The organism is Streptomyces sp. NPDC052114, assembly GCF_040680155.1.
GTDB lineage: Bacteria > Actinomycetota > Actinomycetes > Streptomycetales > Streptomycetaceae > Streptomyces.
Genome location: NZ_JBFAWC010000023.1, coordinates 80,959 through 107,728, shown reverse-complemented (window position 1 = coordinate 107,728; position 26,770 = coordinate 80,959). Strand labels below are relative to the sequence as shown.

28 protein-coding genes are annotated in these 26,770 nt (G+C 73.0%); 14 read left to right on the top strand and 14 right to left on the bottom strand.

Translation table 11 applies throughout. The features are described from left to right. The first annotated feature begins 49 nt into the window (after positions 1 to 49). Positions 50 to 1,399, top strand: coding sequence for a S28 family serine protease (locus AB0L89_RS36050; protein WP_365151037.1), 1,350 nt, complete (start codon positions 50 to 52; stop codon positions 1,397 to 1,399). Here the strand turns inward: AB0L89_RS36050 and AB0L89_RS36045 are convergent. Beyond that, the gene (locus AB0L89_RS36045; protein ID WP_365151034.1) at positions 1,374 to 2,579 is read right to left on the bottom strand and encodes an MFS transporter; all 1,206 of its coding nucleotides are present in this window, start codon (positions 2,577 to 2,579) and stop codon (positions 1,374 to 1,376) included. The two genes, AB0L89_RS36050 and AB0L89_RS36045, sit on opposite strands and share 26 nt — an antisense overlap. 163 nt (positions 2,580 to 2,742) lie before the next feature. On the opposite strand from AB0L89_RS36045, the gene AB0L89_RS36040 reads away from it, so the two are divergent. Continuing rightward, positions 2,743 to 3,339: a TIGR03086 family metal-binding protein gene (locus AB0L89_RS36040; RefSeq protein ID WP_365151031.1), complete on the top strand. Its 597-nt coding sequence runs from the start codon at positions 2,743 to 2,745 to the stop codon at positions 3,337 to 3,339. Between the two features lie 686 nt (positions 3,340 to 4,025). Here the strand turns inward: AB0L89_RS36040 and AB0L89_RS36035 are convergent. Next, positions 4,026 to 4,643: a hypothetical protein gene (locus AB0L89_RS36035; RefSeq protein WP_365151028.1), complete on the bottom strand. Its 618-nt coding sequence runs from the start codon at positions 4,641 to 4,643 to the stop codon at positions 4,026 to 4,028. Between the two features lie 225 nt (positions 4,644 to 4,868). On the opposite strand from AB0L89_RS36035, the gene AB0L89_RS36030 reads away from it, so the two are divergent. The 4 genes from AB0L89_RS36030 to AB0L89_RS36015 all read left to right on the top strand — a co-directional run bounded on the left by AB0L89_RS36030 (position 4,869) and on the right by AB0L89_RS36015 (position 7,711). After that, entirely contained in the window at positions 4,869 to 5,663 is a 795-nt protein-coding gene (locus tag AB0L89_RS36030; protein WP_365151026.1) for an HAD family acid phosphatase, read from the top strand. Between the two features lie 158 nt (positions 5,664 to 5,821). After that, positions 5,822 to 6,553 (top strand): CPBP family intramembrane glutamic endopeptidase, encoded by a 732-nt coding sequence (locus AB0L89_RS36025; RefSeq protein ID WP_365151023.1) that lies wholly within the window; start codon positions 5,822 to 5,824, stop codon positions 6,551 to 6,553. A gap of 49 nt (positions 6,554 to 6,602) precedes the next feature. Then, a complete protein-coding gene (locus tag AB0L89_RS36020; RefSeq protein ID WP_365151021.1) occupies positions 6,603 to 6,944 on the top strand; it encodes a PadR family transcriptional regulator in 342 nt (113 codons plus the stop codon). After that, positions 6,941 to 7,711, top strand: a complete 771-nt coding sequence (locus AB0L89_RS36015) for a hypothetical protein (RefSeq protein ID WP_365151019.1) — start codon at positions 6,941 to 6,943, stop codon at positions 7,709 to 7,711. Before AB0L89_RS36020 ends, AB0L89_RS36015 begins: the two co-directional genes overlap by 4 nt. Positions 7,712 to 7,804: 93 nt before the next feature. Here the strand turns inward: AB0L89_RS36015 and AB0L89_RS36010 are convergent, their stop codons facing one another. The 6 genes from AB0L89_RS36010 to AB0L89_RS35985 all read right to left on the bottom strand — a co-directional run bounded on the left by AB0L89_RS36010 (position 7,805) and on the right by AB0L89_RS35985 (position 13,650). Next, positions 7,805 to 9,253 (bottom strand): penicillin-binding protein 2, encoded by a 1,449-nt coding sequence (locus AB0L89_RS36010; RefSeq protein ID WP_365151016.1) that lies wholly within the window; start codon positions 9,251 to 9,253, stop codon positions 7,805 to 7,807. A 118-nt stretch (positions 9,254 to 9,371) separates the two neighbouring features. Continuing rightward, positions 9,372 to 10,031, bottom strand: a complete 660-nt coding sequence (locus AB0L89_RS36005; protein WP_365151013.1) for a response regulator transcription factor — start codon at positions 10,029 to 10,031, stop codon at positions 9,372 to 9,374. After that, complete coding sequence (locus tag AB0L89_RS36000) at positions 10,028 to 11,296, bottom strand: histidine kinase (RefSeq protein WP_365151010.1); 1,269 nt, start codon at positions 11,294 to 11,296, stop codon at positions 10,028 to 10,030. Before AB0L89_RS36000 ends, AB0L89_RS36005 begins: the two co-directional genes overlap by 4 nt. Continuing rightward, complete coding sequence (locus AB0L89_RS35995; protein ID WP_365151007.1) at positions 11,293 to 12,321, bottom strand: hypothetical protein; 1,029 nt, start codon at positions 12,319 to 12,321, stop codon at positions 11,293 to 11,295. The genes AB0L89_RS36000 and AB0L89_RS35995 overlap by 4 nt, the downstream gene beginning before the upstream one ends. Positions 12,322 to 12,396: 75 nt before the next feature. Then, positions 12,397 to 12,873 (bottom strand): GNAT family N-acetyltransferase, encoded by a 477-nt coding sequence (locus AB0L89_RS35990; RefSeq protein ID WP_365151004.1) that lies wholly within the window; start codon positions 12,871 to 12,873, stop codon positions 12,397 to 12,399. Between the two features lie 3 nt (positions 12,874 to 12,876). Continuing rightward, positions 12,877 to 13,650, bottom strand: a complete 774-nt coding sequence (locus tag AB0L89_RS35985) for an IclR family transcriptional regulator (protein ID WP_365151001.1) — start codon at positions 13,648 to 13,650, stop codon at positions 12,877 to 12,879. A 218-nt stretch (positions 13,651 to 13,868) separates the two neighbouring features. Here AB0L89_RS35985 and AB0L89_RS35980 point away from each other — a divergent pair, with 218 nt between their 5' ends. Next, positions 13,869 to 15,416, top strand: a complete 1,548-nt coding sequence (locus AB0L89_RS35980; RefSeq protein WP_365150998.1) for an aldehyde dehydrogenase (NADP(+)) — start codon at positions 13,869 to 13,871, stop codon at positions 15,414 to 15,416. A 29-nt stretch (positions 15,417 to 15,445) separates the two neighbouring features. After that, a complete protein-coding gene (locus tag AB0L89_RS35975; RefSeq protein WP_055698024.1) occupies positions 15,446 to 16,054 on the top strand; it encodes a DUF1349 domain-containing protein in 609 nt (202 codons plus the stop codon). A 13-nt stretch (positions 16,055 to 16,067) separates the two neighbouring features. Here AB0L89_RS35975 and AB0L89_RS35970 read toward each other — a convergent pair whose 3' ends face one another. Beyond that, complete coding sequence (locus tag AB0L89_RS35970) at positions 16,068 to 17,195, bottom strand: Gfo/Idh/MocA family oxidoreductase (RefSeq protein ID WP_365150995.1); 1,128 nt, start codon at positions 17,193 to 17,195, stop codon at positions 16,068 to 16,070. A 63-nt stretch (positions 17,196 to 17,258) separates the two neighbouring features. Between AB0L89_RS35970 and AB0L89_RS35965 the strand changes: the two genes are divergently transcribed. The 5 genes from AB0L89_RS35965 to AB0L89_RS35945 all read left to right on the top strand — a co-directional run bounded on the left by AB0L89_RS35965 (position 17,259) and on the right by AB0L89_RS35945 (position 21,322). Beyond that, the gene (locus AB0L89_RS35965) at positions 17,259 to 17,639 is read left to right on the top strand and encodes a helix-turn-helix domain-containing protein (RefSeq protein WP_365150992.1); all 381 of its coding nucleotides are present in this window, start codon (positions 17,259 to 17,261) and stop codon (positions 17,637 to 17,639) included. An 82-nt stretch (positions 17,640 to 17,721) separates the two neighbouring features. Further along, positions 17,722 to 18,438, top strand: coding sequence for a DsbA family oxidoreductase (locus tag AB0L89_RS35960; RefSeq protein ID WP_365150989.1), 717 nt, complete (start codon positions 17,722 to 17,724; stop codon positions 18,436 to 18,438). 22 nt (positions 18,439 to 18,460) lie between these two features. Continuing rightward, a complete protein-coding gene (locus tag AB0L89_RS35955; protein ID WP_365150987.1) occupies positions 18,461 to 19,528 on the top strand; it encodes an aminotransferase class V-fold PLP-dependent enzyme in 1,068 nt (355 codons plus the stop codon). A 124-nt stretch (positions 19,529 to 19,652) separates the two neighbouring features. Continuing rightward, positions 19,653 to 20,243 (top strand): sigma-70 family RNA polymerase sigma factor, encoded by a 591-nt coding sequence (locus AB0L89_RS35950; RefSeq protein ID WP_365151082.1) that lies wholly within the window; start codon positions 19,653 to 19,655, stop codon positions 20,241 to 20,243. Between the two features lie 53 nt (positions 20,244 to 20,296). Further along, entirely contained in the window at positions 20,297 to 21,322 is a 1,026-nt protein-coding gene (locus tag AB0L89_RS35945) for a maleylpyruvate isomerase family mycothiol-dependent enzyme (protein WP_365150984.1), read from the top strand. 43 nt (positions 21,323 to 21,365) lie between these two features. Here AB0L89_RS35945 and AB0L89_RS35940 read toward each other — a convergent pair whose 3' ends face one another. Next, entirely contained in the window at positions 21,366 to 21,887 is a 522-nt protein-coding gene (locus AB0L89_RS35940) for a MarR family winged helix-turn-helix transcriptional regulator (protein WP_365150981.1), read from the bottom strand. Between the two features lie 160 nt (positions 21,888 to 22,047). On the opposite strand from AB0L89_RS35940, the gene AB0L89_RS35935 reads away from it, so the two are divergent. Continuing rightward, positions 22,048 to 23,109 (top strand): alkene reductase, encoded by a 1,062-nt coding sequence (locus tag AB0L89_RS35935; RefSeq protein ID WP_365150978.1) that lies wholly within the window; start codon positions 22,048 to 22,050, stop codon positions 23,107 to 23,109. A 63-nt stretch (positions 23,110 to 23,172) separates the two neighbouring features. On the opposite strand, the gene thpD is transcribed toward AB0L89_RS35935, so the two are convergent. The 4 genes from thpD to ectA all read right to left on the bottom strand — a co-directional run bounded on the left by thpD (position 23,173) and on the right by ectA (position 26,447). Continuing rightward, positions 23,173 to 24,072, bottom strand: a complete 900-nt coding sequence (gene thpD / locus AB0L89_RS35930; protein ID WP_365150975.1) for an ectoine hydroxylase — start codon at positions 24,070 to 24,072, stop codon at positions 23,173 to 23,175. 53 nt (positions 24,073 to 24,125) lie between these two features. Further along, a complete protein-coding gene (locus AB0L89_RS35925) occupies positions 24,126 to 24,530 on the bottom strand; it encodes an ectoine synthase (RefSeq protein WP_150166377.1) in 405 nt (134 codons plus the stop codon). A gap of 52 nt (positions 24,531 to 24,582) precedes the next feature. Beyond that, entirely contained in the window at positions 24,583 to 25,854 is a 1,272-nt protein-coding gene (ectB, locus tag AB0L89_RS35920) for a diaminobutyrate--2-oxoglutarate transaminase (RefSeq protein WP_365150971.1), read from the bottom strand. 95 nt (positions 25,855 to 25,949) lie between these two features. Further along, positions 25,950 to 26,447 (bottom strand): diaminobutyrate acetyltransferase, encoded by a 498-nt coding sequence (gene ectA / locus AB0L89_RS35915; RefSeq protein WP_365150968.1) that lies wholly within the window; start codon positions 26,445 to 26,447, stop codon positions 25,950 to 25,952. Between the last annotated feature and the right edge of the window lie 323 nt (positions 26,448 to 26,770).

Here is a 26,770-nt window from a genome sequence, read left to right as displayed (position 1 = left end):
CGCGCGACCACGACCGTCGCTCCCGTACCGGGGACAGAGGAGGACAAGGGTGCGCAACAAGGGGATATCCGCGCTGATCTGTGCCGGACTGCTGGCGGGCACCGCGGTGCTCGGCGGCACCGCGCCCGCCGCCGCGCGGCCGCTCGCGGCCCGCGCGGGGGACGCGCCGTCCGACATCCGCGAGCGGCTGGAGCGGATCGAGGGCATGAAGGTGGTCTCCGTCGCGGACAAGGAGGGCTTCCCGCTCTACACGCTCACCTATCAGCAGCCCGTCGACCACCGCGACCCCGACGGCCCCACCTTCGCCCAGCGCCTCACGCTCTGGCACAAGGCCACGGACAAGCCGACCGTCCTCTATACCGGCGGCTACACCCTCGCCGGCGGCACCACCGCCCTCACCAGGCTGATCGACGCCAACCAGATCAGCCTGGAACACCGCTACTTCGGGCAGTCCCGGCCCACCGGCGCGGCGGGCGACGACTGGTCCAAGATGACCGTCGAGCAGGAGGCCACCGACGAGCACCGCCTGACCCGGGCGCTGCGGACCATCGAGAAGGGCAAGTGGCTGGGCACCGGCGCCAGCAAGGGCGGCATGACGGCGACGTACCACGAGCGGTTCTACCCCGACGACCTCGACGCCGTCGTCGCGTTCGTGGCGCCCAACGACGCGAACAACCGCGACGACAGCGGCTACGAACGCTTCTTCGCGACGGTCGGCACGAAGGAGTGCCGGGACGGTCTCGACGCCGTGCAGCGCGAGATGCTCGTACGCCGCGACGCGCTGCTCCCCAGGTTCGAGAAGGACGCGAAGGCGAACGGCCAGACCTTCGAGGAGACCCTCGGGACCACCGACCGCGCCTATGAGTTCGCGGTCCTCGACCAGGTGTGGAACTTCTGGCAGAGCGGCACGGAGGCCGACTGCGCCGGCGTCCCCGACGCGAAGAAGGCCACCGACGACGAGCTCTACGACTGGTCCACGGGACACGGCCTGAGCGTCTACCACGACGCGGAGCTCGGCATCCACGGACTCGGCCCCTACTACCGCCAGGCCGCCACCCAACTCGGCTGGGCCGACCTGAAGTTCAAGCACCTCAAGGGCGTGCGCCACTACCCCGGCCTCTACCAGCCGAACTCCGTCCTGCCCGCCGCGATGCGCGGGTCGTACAACAACAAGACCATCGCCGACGTCGACCGCTGGGTGAAGACCCGGGGGCAGCGGATGATGTTCGTCTACGGCGAGAACGACCCGTGGAGCGCGGAGCGGTTCACCCCCAGCCACCGTGACTCCTACCGCTACGAGGTGCCGGGAGCCAACCACGGCGCGTCGATCGCCAAGCTGCCCGCCGCCGAGCAGGCGCGGGCCGTCGCGACGATCAAGCGCTGGGCGGACGTGAAGTAGCCAGGGCCCGGGACCGCAGCAGGGGCGCGGCGATCAGCAGCCGCGCCACCGCGATCACCGGCAGCAGGACCCGGATGTCGACGCTCTCCACGAGGGCCGCGCCGGCCGCGATCCCGATCGCGGTCGGCGCGAACATCAGCGTGCTCGCGGTCGCCGCGACCCGCCCCAGGAGCGCGTCCGGCGTCTCGCGCTGCACCGCCGTCAGGCCCGCGATCAGCACGCAGGGCAGTCCGATGCCGTTGAGGAGATGCCCCACGATGACGGTGGCGTCGTCCGGGACGGCCATCAGCGCCACGGAGACACCGGTCAGCGCGATGCCCGCGCCGCCGAACCGCCACGCCCCGAACCGCCGCATCAGTGCCCCCGATGCGATGCCCACCGCCACCGACCCGGTGCCCTGCACCACGGACAGCAGGCCCACGTACGTCGGCGCGTGCCCGAGCCCCTCGACGATGGCGTAGCTCGTCGCCCCGCTGATCCCCGACGTCAGCATCGTCAGGCCGCCGCCGAGCACCAGGGGCCGCAGCCGCTCGTGCTCCCACAGGTAGCGCGTCCCCTCGACGGTCTGCTCCCGCAGGGACGCCCGCTTGCGCTCGGGCCTGCTCTCGCTCACCCGCAGCAGGCCGTACATCCCCGCGGCGAGTACGAACGTCACGGCGTCCAGGAGTGCCACGCGGGCGCCGCCGTACGCCGCGAACAGACCCGCGCCCGCGAGCGGCGCCACCAGCTTCATGCCCTCGTTCGCCGACATCCGCAGGCCGTTGAAGTCGCCGAGCAGCTCCTTGTCGACGGCCGTGGGGACCAGGGCGGCCTCCGCCGCGTCGGTGACCACGCCGCACGCCCCGTACACCACGAGCACCGCGAAGATGATCCACAGCCGTCCCGCGCCGTCGACGGTGAAGAGCGAGAGGACCAGTGCGCCGGTCGCGAGGTTGGCGGCCACGAGGAGCGGCCTGCGGCGCGTGCGGTCGGCGAGCGTGCCGAGCAGCGGGCCGATGAGGGTGGGCGCCCACAGCGCGAACTGGCAGAGGGCGGCGAGTCCGTCGGAGCCGGTCAGCTCCTTCACCCAGATTCCGGAGACCAGCCACAGCGCGGTGCTCCCGAAGCCGGAGACCACCACCGCACCCAGATACAGCCCCGCGTTGCGGTCCCGCAGGACACGCCCGATCGTCGATGTCATGCCAGGTGATGCTGGTTCCTAAGGCCCCCGCGGCGGTATCGGGCGGAATCCCTAGGCGCATACCGATGAGTTCACGCAACGGGCCCGGTCTACAGGGGAGACGTACCGAGAAAGCCGCCTTACGGACCCGCCGGGCGGCCGCCCACGACTCCGGGAGACCCCGATGACGGACACCACCCTCGACTTCGGCCCGCAGACCCGCCTCGTGGCGCGGATCGCCGAGCGCATCACGGACGAGCAGCTCGCGGCGCCCACGCCCTGCCCCGAGTTCGCGGTGCGCAACGTGCTCGGCCATGTGCTCGGCCTCGCCGAGGCCTTCCGGCAGGCGGCGGGCAAGGAGCTCGGCCCCGCGACGGACACCGACCCCGGCTCCGTCACGCCGGACGTCACGCCCGGCTGGCGCGCCGAGCTGCCCAAGGCGCTCGACGCCCTCGCCGAGGCGTGGCGGGACCCGGCGGCCTGGCAGGGCATGACCCGCGCGGGCGGCCTCGACCTGCCGGGCGAGGTGGCGGGCCTGGTCGCGATGGACGAACTGGTCGTGCACGGCTGGGACCTGGCGCGCGCCACGGGCCAGGAGTACGCGCCGGACGAGGCGGGCCTGGCGGCGGCCCGCGCGCTCCTGACGCCCTCGGGGGAGGAGGACGACCTGGCCGAGGGCGGGCTCTTCGGGCCACCGGTGGCGGTGCCGGACGGCGCCCCGCTCCTGGACCGGGTGATCGGCCTGAGCGGCCGCGACCCGGGTTGGCGGGCCGGGTCCTGAGGGCGGCCGGTCCCGGACCGGCCCCGGTCCGGCCGCCGGTGCGACCAGGACACGGGGTTCTGCCCCCGCCCCTGCCGCTCGCCGGGAACCGGCACGGGTCACGGGGCTCGGGGCGTGACCCCGCTCCTGACCGGTGACACCCGTGGCGGGCGCCGTGCCGCGGGCCTGCCGGGGCGGCGTACAGCCGACCGCACGCGGCGCGGGGCACCTGACGTCCGGGGCGCGTGTGGTGCGAGGTGCCTGACGTCCGGGGCGCGTGTGGTGCGGGTTACTCACGGTGCGGGGCGCCTACCGTGCGGGGCGCCTACCGTGCGAGTTGCCCACGGTGCGGGCCGCTTACCGTGCAGGTCGCCCACGGTGCGGGTCGCCTACCGTCCGAATTGCCTACCGTGCAGGTCGCCTACCGTGCGATTGCCCACCGCCCGAGTCGCGCACGGTCCAGGTCGCCCGCCGCCCTGGTGAGCCATTACGGCCCCGGTCGGCTGCCACCCAGGTTGCCCGCCGCCCGCGTCGCCCACCGCCTCGGTGAGCCACTACCGCCCCGGTCGGCCGCCGCCCCGGTGAGCCATTACCGCCCCGGTCGGCCGCCACCTCGGTGAGGAACTACCGCCCCGCCGACCCATTACCACCCCGGTCAGCCACCGCCCCGGCGAGCCACTACCACCCCCGGTCCGCAGCCCGCCCCGTCAGCCGCCGTTCTTGCGGTGGGCCTCCGCTGCCGCGCGGAGGTCGGCCGCCGCCCGGTGCCACCGCTCGGCGTGCCGTCGGTACTCGTCGGCCTGTCGCGGCTCCTTGAGGGCCAGCCGCTCGTATTCGTCGGCCAGTTGGTCCTGGGCCACGCCCAGGGCGGACGCCGCCGCGGTGAACCGTTCCTGGAAGCGGTACACCCTTGCCTCCAGGACCTTCTGGTGCGCGGGCCGTGCGTCGGCCTGCCGCGCCAGGGAGTCGGCCGTCTCGCCCTCGATGACGCCCTGCTCCCTCACGTCGCGCGCGTCCGCACGGCGCAGCGCCGCTTCGCTGCGGTCCAGCCGGTCCTGACTGGCTTGCACCAGCCCCCGGGCGCGCTCGACCGCCTCGTACGAACGCTGCCGCCGGCTGGGTGCTCCGCGGCCCAACGAGTGGGCCCGCCTGTCCAGGCGTTCCTCCCACCCGGTCAGTCGGCTTTCCCGCTCGTCGGCGACGCGCTCCCGCTCGTCGGCGACGCGCTCCCGCTCGTCGGCGACGCGCTCCCGCTCGTCGGCGACGCGCTCCCGCTCGTCGGCGTCGGTTGAACCACGTTTCGTGCTCGACCGATCTGTGCCCATGGCGCCAGTATGCCCAGCAGGGTGAGCGGGAGTCACGGGGTGCCGTGATCAGATGGAGGTGCCGGTGCCGGTGCCGGTGCCGGTGCCGGTGGCGTTCGGCCCGGCCCGGACGCGGGCGCTCAGGTATTGATCGGGTAAAGGGTCTCCCCGTGCCCTCCCCAGGCCGGTGTCGATGCGCGTAGACAGGCGGTGACCTGCCCGAACCCTGATGCGGAGACGCAACACATGCGGAAGTCCCTACGCGTGGCCGGCCTGGCCACCGCCTGTACCGTCGCCGGCGCCGCCCTCTACGCCACCGGCGTCGCCAGTGCCGACCAGGATCACCCCCGCTCCACCAAGGAGCCCCACAACATCGGCCTCCTCGTCGGCGAGATCGACGCGTACTACGGCGCCACCAAGGGCGCCGACGGCGTGTGGAGGTCGTCGCCCGACAGCCCGTACGCCAAGGACCTGGCCCGCATCCAGGCCAAGGCGAAGAAGGACATCAAGAAGGCCGCGCACCACGGCGGGCACGGCAAGAAGAAGCCCGCGATCGTCCTGGACGTCGACGACACCGCGCTGCTCAGCTTCGACTACGAGAAGTCCACCAACTTCACGTACAAAAACGACAGTTGGGACGCCTACGTCAAGGCGGCCAAGCGCCCCGCCGTCTTCGGCATGCCCGAGCTGGTGCGGTACGCCAAGAGCAAGGGCGTCGAGGTCTTCTTCCTCACCGGCCTCGCCGAGTCGCAGCGCGAGGGCGCGGTGACCAACCTCGCCAAGGCGGGATACGCGACGCAGCTCGACCGCACCCACGTCTTCACCAAGGACAAGGTGAACCCGCCGGCGTACCTGGGCCACTGCGCCACGCCCGCCGCCTGGAAGTGCACCACCGTCCAGTTCAAGGAGGGCACCCGCAAGTACATCGAGTCGACGGGCTACGACATCGTCGGCAGCTTCGGCGACCAGGCGTCCGACCTCGCGGGCGGCTACGCCGACAAGACGTACAAGCTCCCGAACCCCACCTACTACGTGGGCTGAACCCGCCCGCGTGGACCGGCCTCCTCAAGAGGTCAGCGTCGCGAGATAGGTTGCATTCCTGACTAGGTCGCCATACGGTCTAGGTAGCTCAGACGCTCAGGGGCTGCGCGGCATGCGTTCGCACGCGCCGCGCGGCCCCTTAGGGAAGGGGGACCCCCATGACCATCTCGCCGGACTTCTCCGTCGCATCGACGACCGTCACGGCCGCGCTCGCCGCGTTCCTGCTGATCGGCGAGCCCTGGCTCGGCCGCCGCGCCTACGGCTCGCTGGCCCGCCGCAGGGACACCGAACCCCGCGCCCTCGTCCGCTACTTCACCTTCGTGCTCGGGGCGTGGTGGGCGTACGCCGCCGTCGTCCTCGCGGCCCTGCTGCTCTCGCCGGGCATCGACGCCGCCGACCTCGGCATCACCGCGCCCGAGCGCCCCGGGTACACCGTGGCCCTGATCGTCCTGTTCGCGGCGATCGCCGTGGCGTCGGGGCGCAACTTCCGCGGCCTCGCCGAGCAGGGCAAGAACGTGCCGGGGCTCGCCTCCATCGAGGCGATGCTGCCGCGCACCGCCAAGGAGCGCGGGCTCGCCGTCGCCGTCGCCGTGACCGACGGCATCTGCGCCGAACTGGTCTACCGCGGACTGCTCATCGCGTTCGGCATCGGCGTGCTCGGCCTCAACAGCTATCTGGCGGTCGCCCTCTCGGCCGTCGTCTACGCGCTGGCCGGCTCCTACCAGGGCCGCCAGGGCATGGCCGTCTTCGCCCTGTTCGGCGCGGTCTTCGGCGGCCTCTACCTCGCCACGGGCAGCCTGCTGCTCCCCGTCGTCGCGCACATCGCCCTGTCCGTGCGCGACCTGACGCTGCCGGCGCCGGACAAGCTCCGCGCCGCGCCCGCCGCGTGAGCGCGGACCGCCGGGCCCCGACCTCCCCGACGCAGAAGGGCATCATCCCGTGACCGACCGCCGCGCCAGCTGGTTCAAGGGCGTACTCGACCTCCTCGTGCTCGCCAGCCTCACCGACGGCGAGAGCTACGGCTACGAGATCGCCAAACTGCTCGGCGCCGCGGGCTTCGGGCAGATCAAGGGCGGCACGCTCTACCCCGTGCTCAACCGCCTGGAGGAGGCGGGCCTGGTCGCCGCGGAGTTCCGCGCCACCGAGAAGGGGCCGGGGCGCCGTTACTACCGGCTCACCGACGAGGGCCGCGAGACCCTCGGCGAACAGGGCGGGCTGTGGCTGGCCTTCGACACGTCCGTACGCGAGGTCCTCGCGAAGGCGGGAGTGGGAGCACGATGAGCACGCCCGACATGACGAACGAGCGCTACGAGCAGGACGGTTACCTCCTCGACCTCGCCGACCGGCTGCGGGCCGTCGGCCTGCCCGCCGACCGCGTCGAGGCGACGGTCGCGGAGCTCGCCGCGCACCTGGAGGAGGCGGGCGGGGACCCGCTGGAGGAGTTCGGCCCGGCCGACGAGTTCGCCCGGCAGCTCGCGCCCGCCGGCGGGGAGGAGGCGCCGCGGGCCCCGGCGGGACAGGTCGAGACCTGGCGCTGGACCGCCGACATCTACGTCGACGAGGAGCTCCTGAACCGCTACGGCGACGAGGGCTGGGAGGTGGAGCGGGTCGACGCGATCGGCCGCTTCGTCAGCCGGCGCGACACCGAGCGGCCGCAGCGCTGGGAGTACCGGCGGGAGCTGGTCACGCGCGGCCGCGAGGGCCTGGACGAACGCCTCGCGCCCGACGGGTGGGAGGCGTGCGGGAACTGGGTGGTCTACGCGTGGTTCAAGCGGCCGAAGGCCGCGAGCCTCGGCCCCGGCGCGGAGCTCGCGTCGGCGCCGCCCGTCCCGGCGCGGAGCAACTTCCTGAGCCGGCGGTTCTACGTCCTGCTGGGTTTCCTGGCCGCCGTCGTGGCCGTCTCGGGGATCGCCGTCGCGCTCGACGAGGACGGGGCCTCCGGGGCCGGGTTCGCGTCCGGGCTGCTGTTCGGCGCCTGCGTGCCGTTCCTGCTGATCGTGCTCGGCCGGTCGTGGCGCGCCCGCCGGGACCGGGACCGGGACCGCTGAGCGGACCGGGACCGGTCGGCGGACGCGGGAACCGGGCGCGGTACCCGGGCGGACGGGGGTCGCCCGGGGCCCGCGCCCGGCGGTGGACCGGCGTCAGCCCTTCAGGGCCGCCGCCATCATCGCCTTGGCGATCGGCGCCGCGAGGCCGTTGCCGCTGACCTCGTCGCGGGCCGCGCTCGACGACTCGATCATGACGGCGACCGCGACCTCCTTGCCGTCCGAGCCCTTGGCGTACGACGTGAACCACGCGTACGGCGTCTTGCTGTTGTTCTCGCCGTGCTGCGCCGTGCCCGTCTTGCCGCCCACCTTCGCGCCGGCGATCTTCGCGTTCGTGCCGGTGCCCTTCTCGACGACCGTCTCCATCGCCGACTGCAGGCCCTCGGCGGTGGACTCGCTCATCACGCGCTGGGCGTCGTCGTCGCCGTACTTCTCCAGGGCGTTGCCGCTGGAGTCGGTGATCTGCGCGACCATGTGCGGCTTGGCGAGCTCGCCGCCGTCCGCGATGGCCGCCGACACCATCGCCATCTGCAGCGGGGTGGCCGTCACGTCGAACTGGCCGATGCCCGACAGGCCCGTCTGCGCCTTGTCCATGTCCGAGGGGTACACGCTCTTGCCCGCGCGCACCGGCACGTCCAGCTTGTCGGCGTTGAAGCCCAGCTTCTCCGCCATCGCCGCGACCTTGTCCTGGCCGAGGTCCACGGCCATCTTCGCGAAGACGTTGTTGCAGGAGTACTGGAGGCCGGTGCGGATCGAGGCGTTCTCGCAGGGCGCCGACTGGTTCTCGTTCCTCAGGACCGTCGAGGTGCCCGGCAGCGTGTACGGGTTGGGGCTGTCGGTCCCGGCGTCCACGGAGTCGTAGAGCCCGTCCTCCAGGGCGGCGGCCGCGACGACCAGCTTGAACGTGGAACCGGGCGGCAGCGGCTGGCGCAGCGCGCGGTTCACCATCGGCTTCTCCTCGTCGCCGGTCAGCTCCTTCCACGCCGCGGAGTCCGTGGAGCCGCTGATCTTCGACGGGTCGTACGACGGGGTCGAGACCATCCCGAGGATCTTGCCGGTCTTCGGGTCGATCGCGACCGCGGCGCCCTTCTTGCCGTCGAGCGCCCTGTACCCGGCCTTCTGCACCGCCGGGTCGATCGTCGTGATGACGTCGCCGGGGTCGGCCCGCTTGTTGGTGACCGTGTCGAGCGGGTTCTTCAGGCGGTTGTCGGTGCCGTCGAGGACGTCCTTGTAGATCCCCTCCAGCTGGGTCGCGCCGTACACCTGCGAGCTGTAGCCCGTCACCGGCGCGTACAGCTCGCCGTTCTTGTACGTGCGCTTGTACGCGAGGTCGCCGCCCTTCGTCCGCGCGGAGCCGGTGATGGCCTCACCGCCCACGATGATGTCGCCCAGCGGGTTCGCGTACTGCTCGATCGCGTTGCGCCGGTTGTGCTTGTCGTCCGCGAGCGCCTTCGAGTCGTAGAACTGCACCCACGTCGCCCGCACGAGCAGGGCGAGCACGAGCAGCAGCGCGAAGACCGAGGCGTGCCTGATCGTCTTGTTCATCCCACGGAAGGACGAGCGGAGGGAACGGTTTCGTTCCCTTCTGCTCCGGTTGTGGCCGTTTTCTCAGGAAGCTCTCATGCGGGAGCGGCGAGCGCGGGAGCGGCGCACGCGCGCGGGGTCAGGCGCGCTCCATGAAGCCCGCCTCGTACGCCGCGATCACCGCCTGGGTGCGGTCCCGCGCGGACGTCTTGGCCAGCACGGACGCCACGTGCGTCTTGACCGTCGCCGCGCCCACGCCGATGCGCCCGGCGATCTCCGCGTTGGTCAGGCCCGCCGCCATCAGCCGCAGCACCTCGCTCTCCCGGCCGGTGAGCCGGGCCACCCAGGCGGGCGGCGCGGGCCTGGCGCGGCCGTGCTCGGCGGCCAGGGCGCGCACGGCCGAGGGGAAGAGCAGCGAGTCGCTGCGCGCGACGAGCCGGACCGCCTGGACGAGCTCGTCGGCGTCCGCCCGCTTGAGCAGGAAGCCGGACGCCCCGGCGCGCAGCGCCTCGTACACGTACGCGTCGTTCTCGAAGGTCGTCACGACCACGATGCGCGGCGGCTCGGGCATCGCCGTGAGGATCCGCTCGGTGGCGCGGATGCCGTCGACCTCCGGCATGCGGACGTCCATCAGGACCACGTCGGGCCGCAGGTCCCGCACCACGGACACCGCCTCGGCGCCGGTCGCGGCCTCGCCGACGACGTCGAGGCCGGGCTCGGCGGAGAGGATCGCGCGCAGGGCGGTGCGCACCATGCGCTCGTCGTCCGCGAGGACGATCCGGATGTCGTCGGCCGTCATGCCTGTCCCTTCAGAGGAAGTCGTACGTCCAGTCGCCACGTCCCGTCCGCGGCACCCGAGACGGCCGTGCCGCCCAGGAGCCGGGCGCGGTCCGCGATGCCGCGCAGGCCGTGGCCGCCGCCGGGGCGCGCGGTGGCGGGGGAGGAGTGGCGCGGCAGGGGGTTCTCGGCCGTGACGGTCAGGTCGGGGCCGTCCCGGGTGATGCGCAGGGTGACGGAGGTGCCCTCGCCGCCGTGGCGCAGCGCGTTGCTCAGGGCCTCCTGCACGATGCGGTAGGCCTCCCGGGAGACCAGCGCGGGCAGCGTCGCCGGGTCGATGCCGACGGTGGCGCTCACGCGCAGGCCGCCCGCCCTGGTGCGGCGCAGCAGGCCGTCCAGGTCGGCGGCGAGGGTGGGCGCGGGCGCCGTCGAGCGCGCGCCGCTCTCCCCGGTCTCGCGCAGCACCCCGAGCACCGCGTCGAGCTCGCCCACCGTGCGGCGCGTGGTGTCCTCGATGGCGGCCAGCGCCTCGCGCACGAACTCCGGGTCGTGGTCCAGGACGCGGCGGGCCGCGCTCGCCTGGAGGGTGACGGCGCTCAGCGCGTGGCCCACCGAGTCGTGCAGCTCGCGCGCGAGGCGGTTGCGCACGGCGAGGTCGGCGGCGCGCTGCTCGGCGGCGGCCAGCCGGTCGGCGGGCGTCGGCCCGAGCAGGTCGGGCGCCCAGCGTGCCAGCAGCCCGCCGGCCGCCGCCGCGCACGCCGCGAGGGCGGTGAGCGAGGCGAGGCCGATGAGCGGCGAGAGCGCCAGCATCCAGGGCTCGCCGAACACCGCGGGCGCTCCGGTGCTCTCGTCGCGCAGCGGCGGGGCGAACGGCAGCGCGATCAGGAAGCCCGCGAACGGCGGCAGCGCGAGCGACATCCCGCTGATGATGCCGCCGAAGCCGAGGTGCAGCGTGAACCACGCGACGGTGCGCCCGCGTTCGGCCGCGGTGCGCGCGGGCCCCTCGGCGAGGCCGTCGTCGGGCACGTCGCACAGCGCGCGCACGGCGGCCACCGACATCGGACGGGTCAGCGGGAACAGCGCGGTGATCGCGGCGAGCGGCAACCCGACGGCGAAGGAGGCGAGTTGTGCGGTGAACGAGCCGAAGAAGCGGTCCTCGCCGAGGAGCGGCCCGACGATCACGGAGCCGACGAAGACGTACGGCATGGAGAGGGCGCCGCCGAGGATCAGATGGATCCACCGGCGGCGCGTCCGCCGCCCGAACAGGGCGGCCGCGAGAGCCCTCACGCCCCGGCCACCGCCCGCTCCCTGACGAGGCCGAGCCCCGCGGCGGCCACGCACAACCCGATGATCATCTGCACAGAGTAGGTCAGCAGCGTCGGGGCGGTGGGCGCCGCTGCGACATCGTCGGCCGGGCGCAGGAGCGAGGCGAGCAGCAGCCAGCCGCCCCAGCAGCCCACCGCGCCCGAACCCGCGAAGGCCAGCGCGAGCGGTACCTTCACCGGCAGGCCGGGCAGCCACCGGAAGGCGACCACGAGGACGCCCCCGACGGCGGCCACGAGGTAGAGCACGTCCAGGCCTTCCAGGACGTGGAAGTCGGCCGTGCGGTCCTTCGCCCGCGCCGCGTCGAGCCCGGCGGTGGAGCCGGCCGCCCACAGCAGGTGCAGCGTGCCGGGGAAGAGGGCGAGCAGCGCGGCGCCGGCCGCGACGATCCGCGGTCCCCGTCCCGCGGGGCGCGGCAGATCGCCCGTGCGCCCGCGCCACAGGTGCCCCCAGCGGTCGCGCGCGTACAGGACGAAGAGGGAGCCGAGCGCGATGCCCTGGACGATGAAGCCGGTGTAGACGACCGCGAAGACCCAGTCGGCGAGGAACGGTTCGGACGCGCTCCGCGCCGAGGGGCCCTCGCCGCCGGCGCCGAACGCGGCGAGGAGCAGCTGCAGCGGATACCCGGCCATGATCGGTGTCAGCAGACCCGTCGCGATCCACATCGGCACCGCGAGCAGAGGGGCGGGCGTCCGCAGGCCCCACGGCCGGGTCAGCAGCAGCGCGAGCACGACGACGGCGGCGTCCATCAGGACCGTCACGGCGTTGGCGACGATCATCTGCGCGCGGTGGTCGAGCAGCGAGCTGCCCTCGGGGATCCCGACGCGGCTCCCGAGGATCCAGGCGATCTTGAGCGTGAGGTACGGGACGCAGGCGAGCCCGGCGGCCAGCCGCAGGGCTCGCCGGGTGCGGCCGGGGGCGTACGGGGCGCCGGGCGCGGGGCGGGCGGGCCCCGCGGGGGCGAGCGAGGGGGACGGTGTCTGCGTCATGCCCCCACGCTCCCGCCGGGGCGCCGGTGGCGCCTCCTGCGCCGCGATGATCCGCCTCCGCCGCGCGGCGGAGGCTCAGCCGCCGTCCAGGACGAGGACCAGCTCGTCGATGTGGGTCCCGCGCGCCGCCGCGAAGGCGCTCTCCCGCGCGCTGACCCGGAATCCGCACTTGTCCAGGACCCGCAGCGAGCCCGCGTTGTCGGCGGCCGCGCGGGCGTACAGCGGGCGCTCGGGGAACTCCGCGAGGAGCTCGCGCAGCGCGGCGGTGGCCAGGCCCCGGCCCCAGTACGCGCGGTCGATCCAGTAGGTGACCTCGCGCTCGCCCGGGTCGCCGTACACCCCCGCGTTGCCCACCACGTCCCCGTCGGCGAGGATCGTCCGCACGTCGACGCCCGCGGTGGACCGGAGCTTGGCCCAGTGCGTGTCGAAGCCGTCCCGGTCGGCGGGGTCCTCGGGGGTGAACGCGGCCATCTGCTGGGACTCGGGGTCGTTCAACTGCCGGTAGAAAACGTCGAGATCGCTGTCGTGGACCGTGCGCAGGCTGACATTCATGCCTCAGAGCCTACGAGTCGCCAGTGTCAGTCGGTCCCGCGCGTCGAACAGGGCGTCCTTCACCATCTGTTCGTGCGCGGGGGTGAGCCGCGCCACCGGCACCGAGCAGCTGATCGCGTCGCGCGCCGGGGTGCGGTAGGGGATGGCGACGCCGAAGCAGCGCAGCCCCAGCGTGTTCTCCTCGCGGTCCACCGCGAAGCCCTGCTCGCGCACCGCGCGCAGCTCCTCGATGAGCTGTTCGCGGTCGGTGATGGTGTGCTCGGTGAGCGAGGGCAGCGTCTCGGGGAGCAGCTTGCGGACCTGCTCGTCGGTGTGCGTGGCGAGCAGCGCCTTGCCCAGCGAGGTGGAGTGCGCGGGCAGCCGGCGGCCCACGCGCGTGAAGGGCCGCAGATAGTGCTGCGACTGGCGGGTGGCGAGGTAGACGACGTTCGTGCCGTCGAGCCGGGCGAGGTGGATGGTCTCCGTGGTGTCGTCCGAGAGCCGGTCCAGGGTCGGCCGCGCGGCGGCCACGACCTCGTCGCCGTCGATGTAGGAGGTGCCGACGAGCAGGGCGCGCACGCCGATGCCGTACCGCGTGCCGGTCGCGTCCGTCTCGACCCAGCCGAGCTCGACCAGGGTGCGCAGCAGCATGTACAGGCTCGACTTGGGGTAGCCGACGGCCTCCTGGACGGCGGCCAGGGAGTGCATCCCGGGGCGGCCCGCGAAGTACTCGAGCAGTTCCACGGTCCGCACCGCGGACTTGACCTGCGCACCGCCTCCGGTCTCGCCAGCCGACATCGCCCTTGACCCCTTAGATCGCCGAGAAATAGTCTCCGAAGTCCCCGCTCATTCAGCACTGGAGACGGCGTTCAGTATATCGAACGGCCCTGGTGAGTGGCAGCCGTCCGGCACGTCCGGGCGGCGGCGGTGGCAGCACCCCGGCAGTACCTCGGGCAGCACCTACGGCCATACTTCCGGCAGTACCCCTGGCATGACCTCTCGAAAGGGAATCCGCGGTGGCAGCAGCACCAGTCTGGAGTGTCGACCCCCGAACCGGGAAGCAGCGCGAGCAGGTTGCGGTGGAGGCCACGGCCGAGGAGGTCGACCGGGCGGTGCGCGACGCCCGCGCCGCCGCCCCCGCGCTCGCCGACCGCGCCACCCGCGCCGCCTTCCTGCGCACCGCCGCCGAACTGCTCGAAGAGGCCAAGGGCCCACTGGTGGAGGCCGCCGACGCGGAGACCGCGCTCGGCCCCGTCCGGCTCACCGGCGAACTCGCCCGCACCTGCTACCAGTTGCGGTCCTTCGCGGACATCGTCGACGAGGGCGACTTCCTCGGCGTCGTCATCGACCACCCCGACGACACCGCGACCCCGCCGGTCCCCGACCTGCGCCGCTACAAGATCCCGCTGGGCGTCGTCGCCGTGTACGCCGCGTCCAACTTCCCGTTCGCCTTCTCGGTGCCCGGCGGCGACACCGCGAGCGCGCTCGCCGCGGGCTGCCCCGTCGTGGTCAAGTCCCACCCCGACCACCCGGCCACCTCCGAACTGGTCGCCACGGTGCTGCGCAGGGCCGCCGCCCGGCATGGCGTCCCCGACGGCGTCCTCGGTCTCGTGCACGGCTTCGACGCGGGCGTCGAACTGGTGCGGCACCCGCTGGTGTCCGGCGCCGGCTTCACCGGTTCCGTGCGCGGCGGGCGCGCCCTCTTCGACGCGGCCGCCGCGCGGCCCGTGCCGATCCCCTTCCACGGCGAGCTCGGCTCCCTCAACCCCGTCGTCGTCACCGAGGCCGCAGCCGCCGAGCGCGGCGAGCGGATCGGCGCCGGGCTCGCGGGCTCGATGACGCTCGGCGTCGGCCAGTTCTGCGTCAAGCCCGGACTGGTCCTGGTCCCCGAGGGCGCGGGCGGCGACCGGCTCGTGAAGTCCCTGACCGAGGCCGTCAGCAACACCGAGGCCGGGGTCCTCCTCGACCACCGCATGCGGGACAACTTCGTCACGGGCGTGCGCGAGCGCGCCGCGCTCCCCGACGTGGACACCCCGGTGACCCCCGGCGCGGGCGGCGAACACACCGTCGGCGCGGGCTTCCTGACCGTCCCGGCCGCGCGCCTGACCGGCGAAGGCGCCCACGACCTGCTCCTGGAGGAGTGCTTCGGCCCGGTCACCGTCGTCGCCCGCTACGCCGACGACACGGAGATCACCGCCGTCCTCGGCCGCCTGCCCGGCAACCTCACCGCCACCGTGCAGCTCTCCTCCGAGGAGGCCGCGGGCGGCAGCGGCCGGGGCGCCGAGCTGCTCGCCGAGCTCACCCCGCTCGCCGGACGCGTCCTGGTCGACGGCTGGCCCACCGGCGTCGCCGTCGCCCCCGCCCAGCACCACGGCGGCCCCTACCCCGCGACCACCTCGACCTCGACCTCGGTGGGCGGCACCGCCATCGAGCGCTGGCTGCGCCCGGTCGCGTACCAGAACACCCCCGAGGCGCTGCTCCCGCCCGAGCTGCGCGACGCCAACCCGCTGGGCCTGCCGCGGCGTTACGACGGCCGCCCCGAGCACGGGGGAGCGGCGCGGTGAGCGTGCGTGCGCCTGGAACACTGACGCCCATGGACGTCACCATCCCCGAACTGCCCTTCCCGCTGCGCACCTACGGCCCCGACGGCCACTGGTCGCACGAGGACGGTGTGCTCTCCGGCTGGGCCGGAGCCCGCCAGGACCGCTTCGTGCCGCCGACGGGCGAGGCACTGGAGCCCGCGTCCGACGCGCCGCGCCTGCTCGGCGCGCCCGAGGGCGACTTCCAGCTGATCGCGCGCGTCACGGTCGGCTTCGCCGCGGCCTTCGACGCGGGCGTGCTCTATCTGCACGTGGGCGAGCGCGAGTGGGCCAAGCTCTGCCTGGAGCGCTCCCCGGACGAGCCCACGATCTGCACGGTCGTCACGCGCGGCCGCTCCGACGACGCCAACGCCTTCGTGGTGGACGGCAGCAGCGCCTGGCTGCGGATCAGCCGTACGGGCACGGCCTTCGCGTTCCACGCCTCGACCGACGGCGAGCACTGGACCTTCGTGCGGATCTTCTCGCTCGGCGACGAGACGTCGGCGGGCGCGGCGCTCGTCGGCTTCATGGCGCAGTCGCCGGTGGGGGAGGGCTGTGTGGTGACGTACGACCACATCGAGTTCCGCCCCAACTGGCCGAAGGGGCTGCGGGACGGGTCCTAGAGCGGGGCGGCTCTCAGAGCGTGACGCGCGTTCCGGCGGCGGCCGAGCGTCCGATGGCGTCGAGCAGCCGCTGGCGCCGCGCCGCGTGCGCGAAGTCCGGCGCGTGGGCGGTGCCCTCGGTGAGGTCGGTGAGGATCCCCGCGTACTGGGCCCCCACGTTGTACGCGGGCAGCCCGCGCAGGTCGGCCAGCTCCGGTACGTCGAAGTGGCGCTCGGGCACCGGGAGTTCGGCGAGGGCGGTGTCCGCGCCGCGGGCGCCGCGCACCGTCAGGACGGCCTGCTGGAGGTGGCCGGAGTCGCCCGTGACGACGAGGTCCCCGTCCGTGCCGTTGATCTCCCAGTGGAAGTTCGTGCCCCGGGAAAGACCGGCCCGGAAGTGCAGCGAGGCGACGGCGCCCGAGTCGAGCCGCCCGCTCACGGCGATCTGGTCGGCGACGGTCATGGCGGCCGGGCGGCCGGTGCCCTCCTCGTGCACCACCGGGCGCCGGGTCGCCAGGGTCGCGGAGACCTCGGTGAACTCGCCGAGCACCATCGAGACGGCGTCGACGGTGTGGCCGAAGGGGATGGTCAGCATCGTCCCGCCGTTGTTCCGGTCCAGGAGGTACTCCCCGGACGGCTCGAAGACGGGCCCCCACCGCCGCCCCGACGCGACGAGGCTGGTCGACAGGACCTCGCCCACGTAGCCGTCGGCGACCAGCTCGCCGACATGGCGGACCGCGGGCGCCGAGCGGGCCTGCAGCCCCGCGAACGTCCGCACCCCGGCCCGCCCGGCCGCGGCCGCCAGCTCCTCGGCCTCGGCGAGGCCGTTGCCCAGCGGCCACTCGGAGAGCACCGCCCTGCCCGCGCCGAGCGCGGCGAGGATCACCTCGCGGTGCAGCGGCACGCGCACGCTCACCACGACGAGGTCGACCTCGTCGCTGCGGACGAGCTCCGCGGCCGAGCCGAAGGCGAGCGGCACGCCGTACTTCTCGCCCGCGGCCCGCGCCGAGGCGTCCCCGGACGCGGCCAGGGCGCGCAGCTCGTACCCGGGCAGGCGGGTCAGCGCGGGGAGGTGGGACCGGGGCGCCCAGCCGCCGCGGGCGGAGAGCCCGACGAGGCCGACGCGGACGGGACGGGACAGGGGAGCGGTCGCGGAGTTCATGATCGGGACGGTAGGAGCAGCCCCCCGATTACCCGCAAGGGGTACAGCTATATTTTGGAAACCATGACTGGTCAGACCCGTGAGGACGGCCTCGGCCGCCACGACATCTACGGACTGCTCTGCCCCGGGCGCGCGGTCTTCGAGCTGCTCGTCAACAAGTGGACGGGCCTCGCGATCACCGCCCTGGCGGACGGCCCGCGCCGCTTCGGCGAGCTGCGCCGCAAGCTGGAGGGCGTCAGCCCCAAGGTGCTCACCCAGACCCTGCGCCGCCTGGAGGACAACGGCCTGGTCACGCGCACGGTCTACGCCGAGGTCCCGCCCCGCGTCGAGTACGGGCTGACCGAACTGGGCCGCGGCGCCCTCGAACCCCTCGCCCACCTGCGCACCTGGATCCGGGCGAACACGGGAAAGTTCTCGGCGGACGCCGGCGCGGTGGGGGAATGAGCCGCTTTGCCCGTGCGTTGACGGGAGGAGCGGAGGCACCCTCCGCAGTGACCTGACGTACGACCCGAAGAGAGCCACACACATGCGCGTCGAGATCTGGAGCGACATCGCCTGCCCCTGGTGCTACGTGGGCAAGGCCCGCTTCGAGAAGGCGCTCGCCGCCTTCCCGCACCGCGACGGCGTCGAGGTCGTGCACCGCTCCTTCGAGCTGGACCCGACCCGCCCCAAGGGCGACACCGGCCAGGTGATCCCGATGCTCATGCAGAAGTACGGCATGAGCGAGGACCAGGCCCGCGAGGGCGAGCGCCGGCTCGGCGAGAACGCCGCCGCCGAGGGCCTCGCCTACCTCACCGAGGGCCGCGACCACGGCAACACCTTCGACATGCACCGCCTGCTGCACCTCGCCAAGGAGCGGGGCCGCCAGGACGAGCTGATCGGGCTGCTCTACCGCGCCAACTTCGCCGAGGAGCGGTCCGTCTTCGCGGACGACACCCGCGTCGTGGAGCTCGCCGTCGAGGCGGGCCTCGACGAGAGCGAGGTGCGCGCCGTCCTCGCCGACCCCGAGCGCTACGCCGACGACGTCCGCGCCGACGAGCGCGAGGCCGCCGAACTGGGCGCGAACGGCGTGCCGTTCTTCGTCCTCGACCGCGCCTACGGCGTCTCCGGCGCCCAGCCCGCCGAGGTCTTCACCCAGGCCCTCGAACAGGCGTGGGGCAACCGTTCGCCGCTGACCACCCTCGCCGACGCCGACGGCGGCGAGGCGTGCGGCCCCGACGGGTGCGCGGTTCCCCAGGCCTGAGCCGCCGCTTAGGTTGATCCCCATGACGTTCCTGGGGATCGACCACAGCACGGAGTACGCCGGCGAGTTCGCGCCGACCACGACCTACCTCAACACCGCGACCTGCGGACTGCTCCCGCGCCGTGCCGTCGAGGCCGTCCGCGACCTGACGGCGCAGCTCGGCGCGGGCGAGCGCGTCGGCTCGGGCGACTTCGAGAAGGTCGACGCGGCCCGCGACTCCTTCGCGCGGCTCGCCGGCGTGGACTCCTCGCGGGTGGCGACCGGCGGCTCGGTCGCCGTGCACGTCGGCCTGATCGCCGCGTCCCTCCCCGCGGGCGCCGAAGTGCTCCTCCCCGAAGGGGACTTCTCCTCGCTGATCAACCCCTTCGTGGTGCGCGGCGACCTGAAGCTGCGGTACGCGCCGCTGGAGGGGCTCGCCGAAGCCGTCCGGCCCGGGACCGCGCTCGTCGCCTTCTCCACCGTCCAGTCCGCCGACGGCCGCACCGCGGACTGCGCGGCGATACGCGCCGCCGCCGCGGCACACGGCGCGCGCACCCTCGCCGACGCCACGCAGTCGGTGGGCTGGCTGCCGTTCGACGCCGATGCCTACGACTACACCGTGACCGGCGCCTTCAAGTGGCTGCTCTGCCCGCGCGGCACGTCCTTCCTGACCGTGACCGAGGCCGCGCAGGACTCCCTGACGCCCCTGCACGCCGGCTGGCTCGCCGCCGCCGACGGCTGGCTGTCGACGTACGGGCCGCTCGGCGACATCGCCCCGGACGCCCGCAGGTTCGACGAGCCGCCCGCCTTCCTCGCCTACCACGCGGCCGCCGCGGCGCTCCCGCTCGTCGAGGAGCTGGGCGTCGACGCGATCCACGCCCACGACACGGCGCTCGCCGACCGCTACCGCGCGGGTCTCGCCGCCCTCGGCCACACCCCGGTGCCGGGCACCTCGCCCATCGTCTCGGTGCCCGGCCTCGGCGACCGGGAGCCGGAACTCGGCCGCGCGGGCATCAGGGCGGCGGCGCGGGCGGGACACCTGCGGGCCACGTTCCACCTGTACAACACGGAGGCGGACGTGGACCGGCTCCTCGACGTGCTGTCCGGCTGAGGCCTGGCGCGGCGGGCTCCGGGACGCCAGGCTTGGCAGGACGAGGTGGCCGCGCGAGGTGGTGGTGCCGGTGGAGCCATCCTTCGAACAGTCCGGCAGGTCCGAAGGGCCGGGCCCCCAGGGCGTGCCGGACGGCCCCGACGGGCCGCTGCCCGACGCCGACCTGCACCGCCGCCTCGTCTACGGCGACGAGGCGGCCCTCGCCGAGGCCTATGCCGCGTACGGCGGACTCGTGCACCGCGTCGCCGTGCGCGTCACCCGCAGCCACGTCGCCGCGGAGGACGTGGCGCAGGAGGTCTTCGCCCACCTGTGGACCCGCCCCTACGCCTTCGACGGGCGCCGCGGCAGCCTGCGCACCTGGCTCTCGATGCTGGCCCACCGCCGCGCCGTCGACTGGGTGCGCGGCGAGGAGCGGCACCGCAAGGCCGCCCACGCCGACGAGACGGCCCTGCGCACGGTCCCCGCGCCGGGACCCTCCCCGGACGAGGCGGTCCTGGAGCAGGAGCGCTCCTTCCTCCTGCACTCGGCTCTCGCCCGGCTCCCGCTGCACCAGCGCCAGGTGGTCCACCTCGCCTACTTCGCGGGCCGCACCTACCGCCAGGCCGCGGTCGAGCTCGGCATCCCCGAGGGCACGGCGAAGACCCGCCTGAGAACGGCGCTGCGCACCCTGGCGGAGACCTTGGCTGACCCACCCCTGAGGGGTGAACTCCCCTGACGAGAAGCCCCGGAGGGAAGGACGACTCCCGTGACGACGAACGGTGAACTCCCGTGACCACCGACCACGAAGCGGCGTGCGAGCTGCTGGGAGCCTGGGCTGTGGGGGCCCTGACGGCGGACGACGAGGCCGTCGTCGAACGGCATCTGGGGGAGTGCGCGGACTGCGCCGCCGAGGCCGCCCGGCTGCGGGCCGCCGTGCGGCACCTGGACGGGCCCGCCCTGCCGCGGGCGGCGCCGGACCACAACCCCGGGGCGCACGGGCTCGCCCTCGCCCTGCGCACCCGCGCCCCCGCCCTGCGCACCGCCCCGCACGCCGCGCCCTACGCCGCCGCGGTCGCCGGACTCCAGGCGCTGCTGGGCGAGCTCGACGAGCGCGACGCGTGGGAGACGCCCGTCGTGCACGACTGGACCGCGCACGACACCGTCGCCCATCTGATCGCCGCCGACGAGCCGCTCGCCCTGCGCCTCGGCCTGCACCCGCGCGTGCCCGCCTCCCGCATCCGGGGCAGGGCGCCGTGGCGCACGGCGTGGCAGGCGCGTACGGAGGAGGTGATCCGGCACGAGCGGGGCCGCGCACCGGAGGAGACCGTCTCCGCGTGGCGCTGCCAGGCCGCAGGGCTGCTGTCCGCACCGGCCGCCCACGACCCCGAACTCGCCGCCCGCACCGAGCTGTTGATGGGGGTGCGCCTGCCCGTCGCCGACCACTTCCTGGTCCGCGCCTTCGAGGCCTGGGTGCACGCCGACGACATCGGCAGGGCCCTCCACCGCACGGTGCCCCCGCCGCCGGCCCCGCACCTGTGGCAGCTCGTGCGGCTGGCCGTACGCATCCTGGGTCCGGCGCTCGGCCCCGAGGCGCCGCCCGTGGCGCTCACCGTGGCCGGGGAGGGCGGCGAGACCGCGTGGGTGCTGGGCAGCGCCGACGAACCGGTGCGGGCCGAACTCGTCCTGGATCCGGTCGACTTCTGTCTGCTCGTGGGCGGCCGCCGCACGCCGCGGGAGGTGCCGCGCGGCACGGCGGGCGACGAGTCGGCGGCGCAGCGGGTGCTGGCACGGGCGGCGTCGCTGGCCTGGCTGTAGACGCCCGCACCCGGGGCGCGGTCGCGGGCGCCGCCGCGCGCGGTCAGGGACGGCCCGCGCGCTCCGGGCAGTCCGCCGTCTCCGTGCAGAGGTTCGTCTCGACCTTGGCCAGCAGCCTGGCGAGCTCCGCCCGCTCGGTCTCGTCCAGACCGGCGAGCGTGTGCCCCTCCAGGTCGCCCCAGGCGCGCTCCACCTGGGTGAGCAGCCCGCAGCTGGCGTCGGTGGCCTCGACGAGCACCGCCCGCCGGTCGGCCGGGTCGGGGCGGCGCCGCACATGTCCGGCCTGCTCCAGGCGCTGGAGCATCTTCGTGACCGTCGACGGGTCGAGCTCGACGACCTTGATCAGCTCGGACTGCCGTACCGGGCCCGCCTCCCACAGGTGCATCATCACGAACTCCTGGCCGGGGTAGAGCCCGAGCCCCTTGAGGAGCTTGCCCGCGGCGATGCGGTGCAGCCGCGCCACCCGGCTGACGGCGAGACTGACCGGCCCGGCCGCGGCGACGCCGGACGCCCCGGGCCTACAGACGGGGTCGGCGGGGGCGGCCTGTGCGGTGTCGGCCTTCATCGGGAGCTCCTGTGGGTCGCGTCCTGGTCGCCGGTCCGGGCCTTCGCGCCTGGTCACCGGATGTCTTCCAAAAGATTACCTTGGTCGGCCAAGGAATGGGGTACAGTGACATCCGGCGCAGATAATTGGCCGACCACATAAATCCAGCCCGGGAGTCCCGATGACCACCGCGTTCGACACGATCGACCTGTCCGGCACCCAGCTCGGCAACCGCATCGCCATGGCTCCCATGACGCGAAGCCGTGCAGGTGAGGGCGGTGTCGCCACGGACTTGACGGCTGCGTACTACGCCCAGCGCGCCTCCGCGGGCCTGATCATCACCGAGGGGATCCAGCCTTCTGTGGTCGGCCAGGGATACCCGGACACGCCGGGGCTGCACAGCGCGGAGCAGATCGCCGGCTGGCGCAAGGTCACCGACGCCGTGCACGCGGCGGGCGGCCGGATCTTCGCCCAGATCATGCACACCGGCCGCATCGGCCACCCCAGCCTGCTGCCCGAGGGCCTGGTCAACGTCGGGGTTTCGCCCGTCGCCGCCCAGGGGCAGGTCTACACCGCCGAGGGCCCCAAGGACTTCGTCACCCCGCGCGAGCTGACCGGCGCCGAGGTCCGCGCCACCATCGGCGACTTCGTCACCGCCGCGCGCAACGCCGTCGACGCGGGCTTCGACGGGGTCGAACTCCACGGCGCCAACGGCTATCTGATCCACCAGTTCCTCGCGCCCGGCTCCAACCGGCGCACCGACGAGTGGGGCGGCTCCGTGGAGAACCGCATCCGCTTCGCCGTCGAGGTCGCCAAGGCCGTCACCGCGGAGATCGGCGCTGAGCGCACCGGCTTCCGCGTCTCGCCCGGCAACCCCTTCAACGACATCTCCGAGCCCGACCCGGAGCCGACGTACACCGCCCTGGTGAAGGAGCTGGCCGCGCTCGACCTCGCGTATCTGCACGTCATGGAGGTGGGGGAGGTGCGCGAGCTCACCACGCGGCTGCGCCAGGACTTCGGCGGCACGTTCGTCCTCAACCCGCTGAGCGAGGGCCCCACGAGCCACGACGCGCTCGCCCTGGTCGAGGACGGCACCGCGGACGTCATCGCCTTCGGCGCGCTGTTCCTCGCCAACCCGGACCTGCCGGCCCGCCTGCGGACCGAGGGCCCCTACAACACGCCGGACCAGGCGACCTTCTACGGCGGCACCGAGAAGGGCTACACCGACTACCCGACGCGCTGACCCGCGACGCGCGGCGGCCCGGCACCCACGAAGGATGCCGGGCCGCCGTGCGTACGCGCTACGTCACCTGACGGGGGTGAAGTCCCGTGCCCCGATGTACTCCGGGCGCCGCACCGGCGCCGAGAACGGCTCCACCGCCGGGTTGTCCACGCTGTTGAACACGATGAAGACGTTCGAACGCGGATACGGCGTGATGTTGTCGCCCGAGCCGTGCATCGCGTTGCAGTCGAACCACGTCGCCGAGCCGGCCTCGCCCGTGAACAGGCGTATGCCGTGGTCGGCGGCGAAGCGGGTGAGCGTCCCGTTCGAGGGGATGCCCGCGTCCTGCATCTGCAGCGACCGCTTGTAGTTGTCCTTCGGCGTGGCGCCCTCACAGCCGAGGAACGTCTTGTGCGACCCCGGCATGATCATGAGGCCGCCGTTGGTGTCGTGGTTCTTCGTCAGCGCGATGGACACCGAGACGGTCCGCATGTTCGCCAGGCCGTCCTCCGCGTGCCAGGTCTCGAAGTCCGAGTGCCAGTAGAAGCCGGAGGCACCGAAGCCCGGCTTCACATTGATCCGGGACTGGTGGACGTAGACGTCCGAGCCGAGGATCTGGCGGGCCCTGCCGACGACGCGCGGGTCCGCGGCGAGCCGCGCGAAGAGCTCGCTGATCCGGTGCACCTCGAAGATCGACCTGATCTCCTGCGAGCGCGGCTCCACGATGGAGCGCTCGTTGTCCCGCATCGCGGGGTCACCGACCAGACGCTCCAGCTCCGCGTGGTAGACGGCCACTTCGTCCGGCGTGATCAGCTGGTCGATCGCCAGGAAACCGTCCCGCTCGAACCCCGCCAGATCCCCGGCCGAGATCGGCCCTTCGGCGCCCGGCTCGGACCACACCACCGGGTCCTTGCGTTCGATGAGCACCTCCTCGGTGCCTCGGGTCGGGTACAGGTCGGTGGTGCGCTCGGGTGCGGTGGTCATGGTGTTGCCTGCCTCTCCTCTCGTACGGCCCTGTCGGGATGCTGTGGGGACGGTCAGTCCGCTTCCGGCTCCGTCAGCAGCGGGTACACGCCGTTCTCGTCGTGGTCCTCACGACCGGTGACGGGCGGGTTGAAGACGCAGATGCAGTGGAAGTCCTCCTTGATCCGCATCGTGTGCTTCTCGTGCCCGTCGAGCAGGTACATGGTGCCCGGCGTGATCGTGTACTTCTCGCCTGTCGTGTCGTCGGTCAGCTCCGCCTCACCCTTGGTGCAGACGACGGCCTCGATGTGGTTCGCATACCACATCGACGTCTCCGTACCCGCGTACAGGATGGTCTCGTGGACGGAGAAGCCCACCCGCTCCTTGGCGAGGACGATGCGCTTGCTCTCCCAGGTTCCCGAGGCGGCCTTCACATGCCGGTCGGTGCCTTCAATGTCCTTGAACGAACGGACGATCACGGTGAGTCGGTTCCTTTTCTCTTACGATTCGAGGGCTCGGTAGGGCGCTCGCTCAGGCGGTCTCGCGTACCGCGCGAGCCAGCGTGCGCAGCCCCTCGTCCAGTTCCTCGGGCGTGATCGTCAGTGCCGGAAGCAGCTTGACGACCTCGCCCTCGGGGCCGGAGGTCTCGATCAGCAGGCCCAGTTCGAAGGCTCGCTTGGCCACCGCGCCCGCGCGGTCCTTGTCGTGGAACTCCATGCCCCACACCAGGCCGCGGCCGCGGTACTCCTTGATGGCGTCACGGTTCTCGTCGACGATCGCGACCAGACCCTGCTCCACCTGCTCGCCGCGGGTGCGGGTCTGCTTCTCCATCGCCGAGCCGTCGGTCCAGTACGTCTCCAGGGCGGCGGCGGCCGTCACGAACGCCGGGTTGTTGCCGCGGAACGTGCCGTTGTGCTCACCCGGCTCCCACACGTCGAGCTCCGGCTTGAACAGGCAGAGCGACATGGGCATCCCGTAGCCGCTGATGGACTTCGACACCGTCACGATGTCCGGCGTGATGCCCGCCTCCTCGAAGGAGAAGAACGCGCCGGTGCGGCCGCAGCCCATCTGGATGTCGTCGACGATCAGGAGCATGTCCCAGCGCTCGCACACGTCGGCGAGCTTGCGCAGCCACTCGGCGCGGGCCACGTTGATGCCGCCCTCGCCCTGCACGGTCTCCACGATCACGGCGGCGGGCTGGTTGAGCCCGGAGCCCTGGTCCTCCAGGAGCCGCTCGAACCAGATGAAGTCCGGCGTCTGCCCGTCCAGGTAGTTGTCGAACGGCATCGGCGTGCCGTGCACCAGCGGGATGCCGGCGCCCGCCCGCTTGAAGGCGTTGCCGGTCACCGCGAGCGAGCCGAGCGACATCCCGTGGAAGGCGTTCGTGAACGACACGATCGACTCGCGGCCCTTGACCTTGCGGGCCAGCTTCAGCGCCGACTCCACGGCGTTGGTGCCCGTCGGGCCCGGGAACATGACCTTGTAGGGCAGGTCGCGCGGCCGCAGGATGACGTTCTGGAACGTCTCCAGGAAGGCGCGCTTCGCGGTCGTCGACATGTCGAGGCCGTGGGTGACGCCGTCCCGCTCGATGTAGTCGATCAGGGCGCGTTTCAGCACGGGGTTGTTGTGGCCGTAGTTGAGCGAACCGGCCCCGGCGAAGAAGTCGAGGTACTCGTGGCCGTCCTCGTCGAACATGCGGCTGCCCTGCGCGCGGTCGAAGACCGTAGGCCAACCGCGGCAGTAGCTGCGCACCTCCGACTCCAGGGTCTCGAAGACGCTCAGGTCGGGCTGGGTGATGGTCACAGCGAATCTCCTGGGAGATGAGGAAGTGCGAGGGAGGTGGGGGGTGTTGGCGGAAAGCCGGGGGAGCGGGGTCGGCATGCGCCGTCCGCCGTCGCTCAGCGTGGCAGCGGCTCGATGAGGTACAGCACCTCGGGCTCGTGCCCGTCGTCAGGGAACAGGCCCGCGTCGAACAGGACCGTGCGCGCGACCGATGCGCCGTGCCGCCGGGCGTACGAGGTGAACAGCGCCTCGGACGCGGTGTTGTCGGGCGAGATGGTCGTCTCCAGGGAGTCGACCGGCTGTGCCCCGGCCACCTTCGCGGTCAGCCCGTCGAGCAGGGCGGCGGCGAGTCCCTTGCCGCGGTGCGGGTGGTCGACGGCCACCTGCCAGACCATCAGGGTGCGGGGGCGGTCGGGGCGGACGTAACCGGTGATGAAACCGGCCACCTCGCCGTCGGCGTCCCGCGCCACGACAGAGGTGCGCGCGAAGTCGCGGCACCACAGCAGATAGCTGTACGAGGAGTTGAGGTCGAGGACCTTGGAGTCCCGGGCGATCCGCCAGATGGCGGCCCCGTCGGCGACGACGGGGGTGTCGAGTCGCAACCCCTCGGGCATTTTTTGGAATTTCGCTTGCAGGTCGGTCGGTAGATCGGCTTGTGCAGCGGTCATGCGGATTGAATTTACCGAGCAATTCCTGGGATTGCATCGGGGGAAGGGGTTACATGAAAGCGCTTCGTGTGTTATCACGCGTGGGTGCGCGCCCGCATGAGCCCTCGCCGTTTCATGGTGATTTGACCGTGACATAAGGCGTGAAACGGTCACGATGTGGAGTACGTCACAGAGTCGTAACCCCCGGGAGACGTGCCCGAATTACGTCGATTGGCGCTGTCGAAATCTTTGCGTTTAGGTCCCGGGAAAGCGGGCAGAAGAATACGGGA

Coding starts and splice junctions, on each gene's coding strand:
- AB0L89_RS36045 (WP_365151034.1), bottom strand. CDS start 2,579: ATGACATCGACGATCGGGCGTGTCCTGCGGGACCGCAACGCGGGGCTG.
- AB0L89_RS36040 (WP_365151031.1), top strand. CDS start 2,743: ATGACGGACACCACCCTCGACTTCGGCCCGCAGACCCGCCTCGTGGCG.
- AB0L89_RS36035 (WP_365151028.1), bottom strand. CDS start 4,643: ATGGGCACAGATCGGTCGAGCACGAAACGTGGTTCAACCGACGCCGAC.
- AB0L89_RS36030 (WP_365151026.1), top strand. CDS start 4,869: ATGCGGAAGTCCCTACGCGTGGCCGGCCTGGCCACCGCCTGTACCGTC.
- AB0L89_RS36025 (WP_365151023.1), top strand. CDS start 5,822: ATGACCATCTCGCCGGACTTCTCCGTCGCATCGACGACCGTCACGGCC.
- AB0L89_RS36015 (WP_365151019.1), top strand. CDS start 6,941: ATGAGCACGCCCGACATGACGAACGAGCGCTACGAGCAGGACGGTTAC.
- AB0L89_RS36010 (WP_365151016.1), bottom strand. CDS start 9,253: ATGAACAAGACGATCAGGCACGCCTCGGTCTTCGCGCTGCTGCTCGTG.
- AB0L89_RS36005 (WP_365151013.1), bottom strand. CDS start 10,031: ATGACGGCCGACGACATCCGGATCGTCCTCGCGGACGACGAGCGCATG.
- AB0L89_RS35995 (WP_365151007.1), bottom strand. CDS start 12,321: ATGACGCAGACACCGTCCCCCTCGCTCGCCCCCGCGGGGCCCGCCCGC.
- AB0L89_RS35990 (WP_365151004.1), bottom strand. CDS start 12,873: ATGAATGTCAGCCTGCGCACGGTCCACGACAGCGATCTCGACGTTTTC.
- AB0L89_RS35985 (WP_365151001.1), bottom strand. CDS start 13,650: ATGTCGGCTGGCGAGACCGGAGGCGGTGCGCAGGTCAAGTCCGCGGTG.
- AB0L89_RS35975 (WP_055698024.1), top strand. CDS start 15,446: ATGGACGTCACCATCCCCGAACTGCCCTTCCCGCTGCGCACCTACGGC.
- AB0L89_RS35970 (WP_365150995.1), bottom strand. CDS start 17,195: ATGAACTCCGCGACCGCTCCCCTGTCCCGTCCCGTCCGCGTCGGCCTC.
- AB0L89_RS35965 (WP_365150992.1), top strand. CDS start 17,259: ATGACTGGTCAGACCCGTGAGGACGGCCTCGGCCGCCACGACATCTAC.
- AB0L89_RS35960 (WP_365150989.1), top strand. CDS start 17,722: ATGCGCGTCGAGATCTGGAGCGACATCGCCTGCCCCTGGTGCTACGTG.
- AB0L89_RS35955 (WP_365150987.1), top strand. CDS start 18,461: ATGACGTTCCTGGGGATCGACCACAGCACGGAGTACGCCGGCGAGTTC.
- AB0L89_RS35940 (WP_365150981.1), bottom strand. CDS start 21,887: ATGAAGGCCGACACCGCACAGGCCGCCCCCGCCGACCCCGTCTGTAGG.
- AB0L89_RS35935 (WP_365150978.1), top strand. CDS start 22,048: ATGACCACCGCGTTCGACACGATCGACCTGTCCGGCACCCAGCTCGGC.
- thpD (WP_365150975.1), bottom strand. CDS start 24,072: ATGACCACCGCACCCGAGCGCACCACCGACCTGTACCCGACCCGAGGC.
- ectA (WP_365150968.1), bottom strand. CDS start 26,447: ATGCCCGAGGGGTTGCGACTCGACACCCCCGTCGTCGCCGACGGGGCC.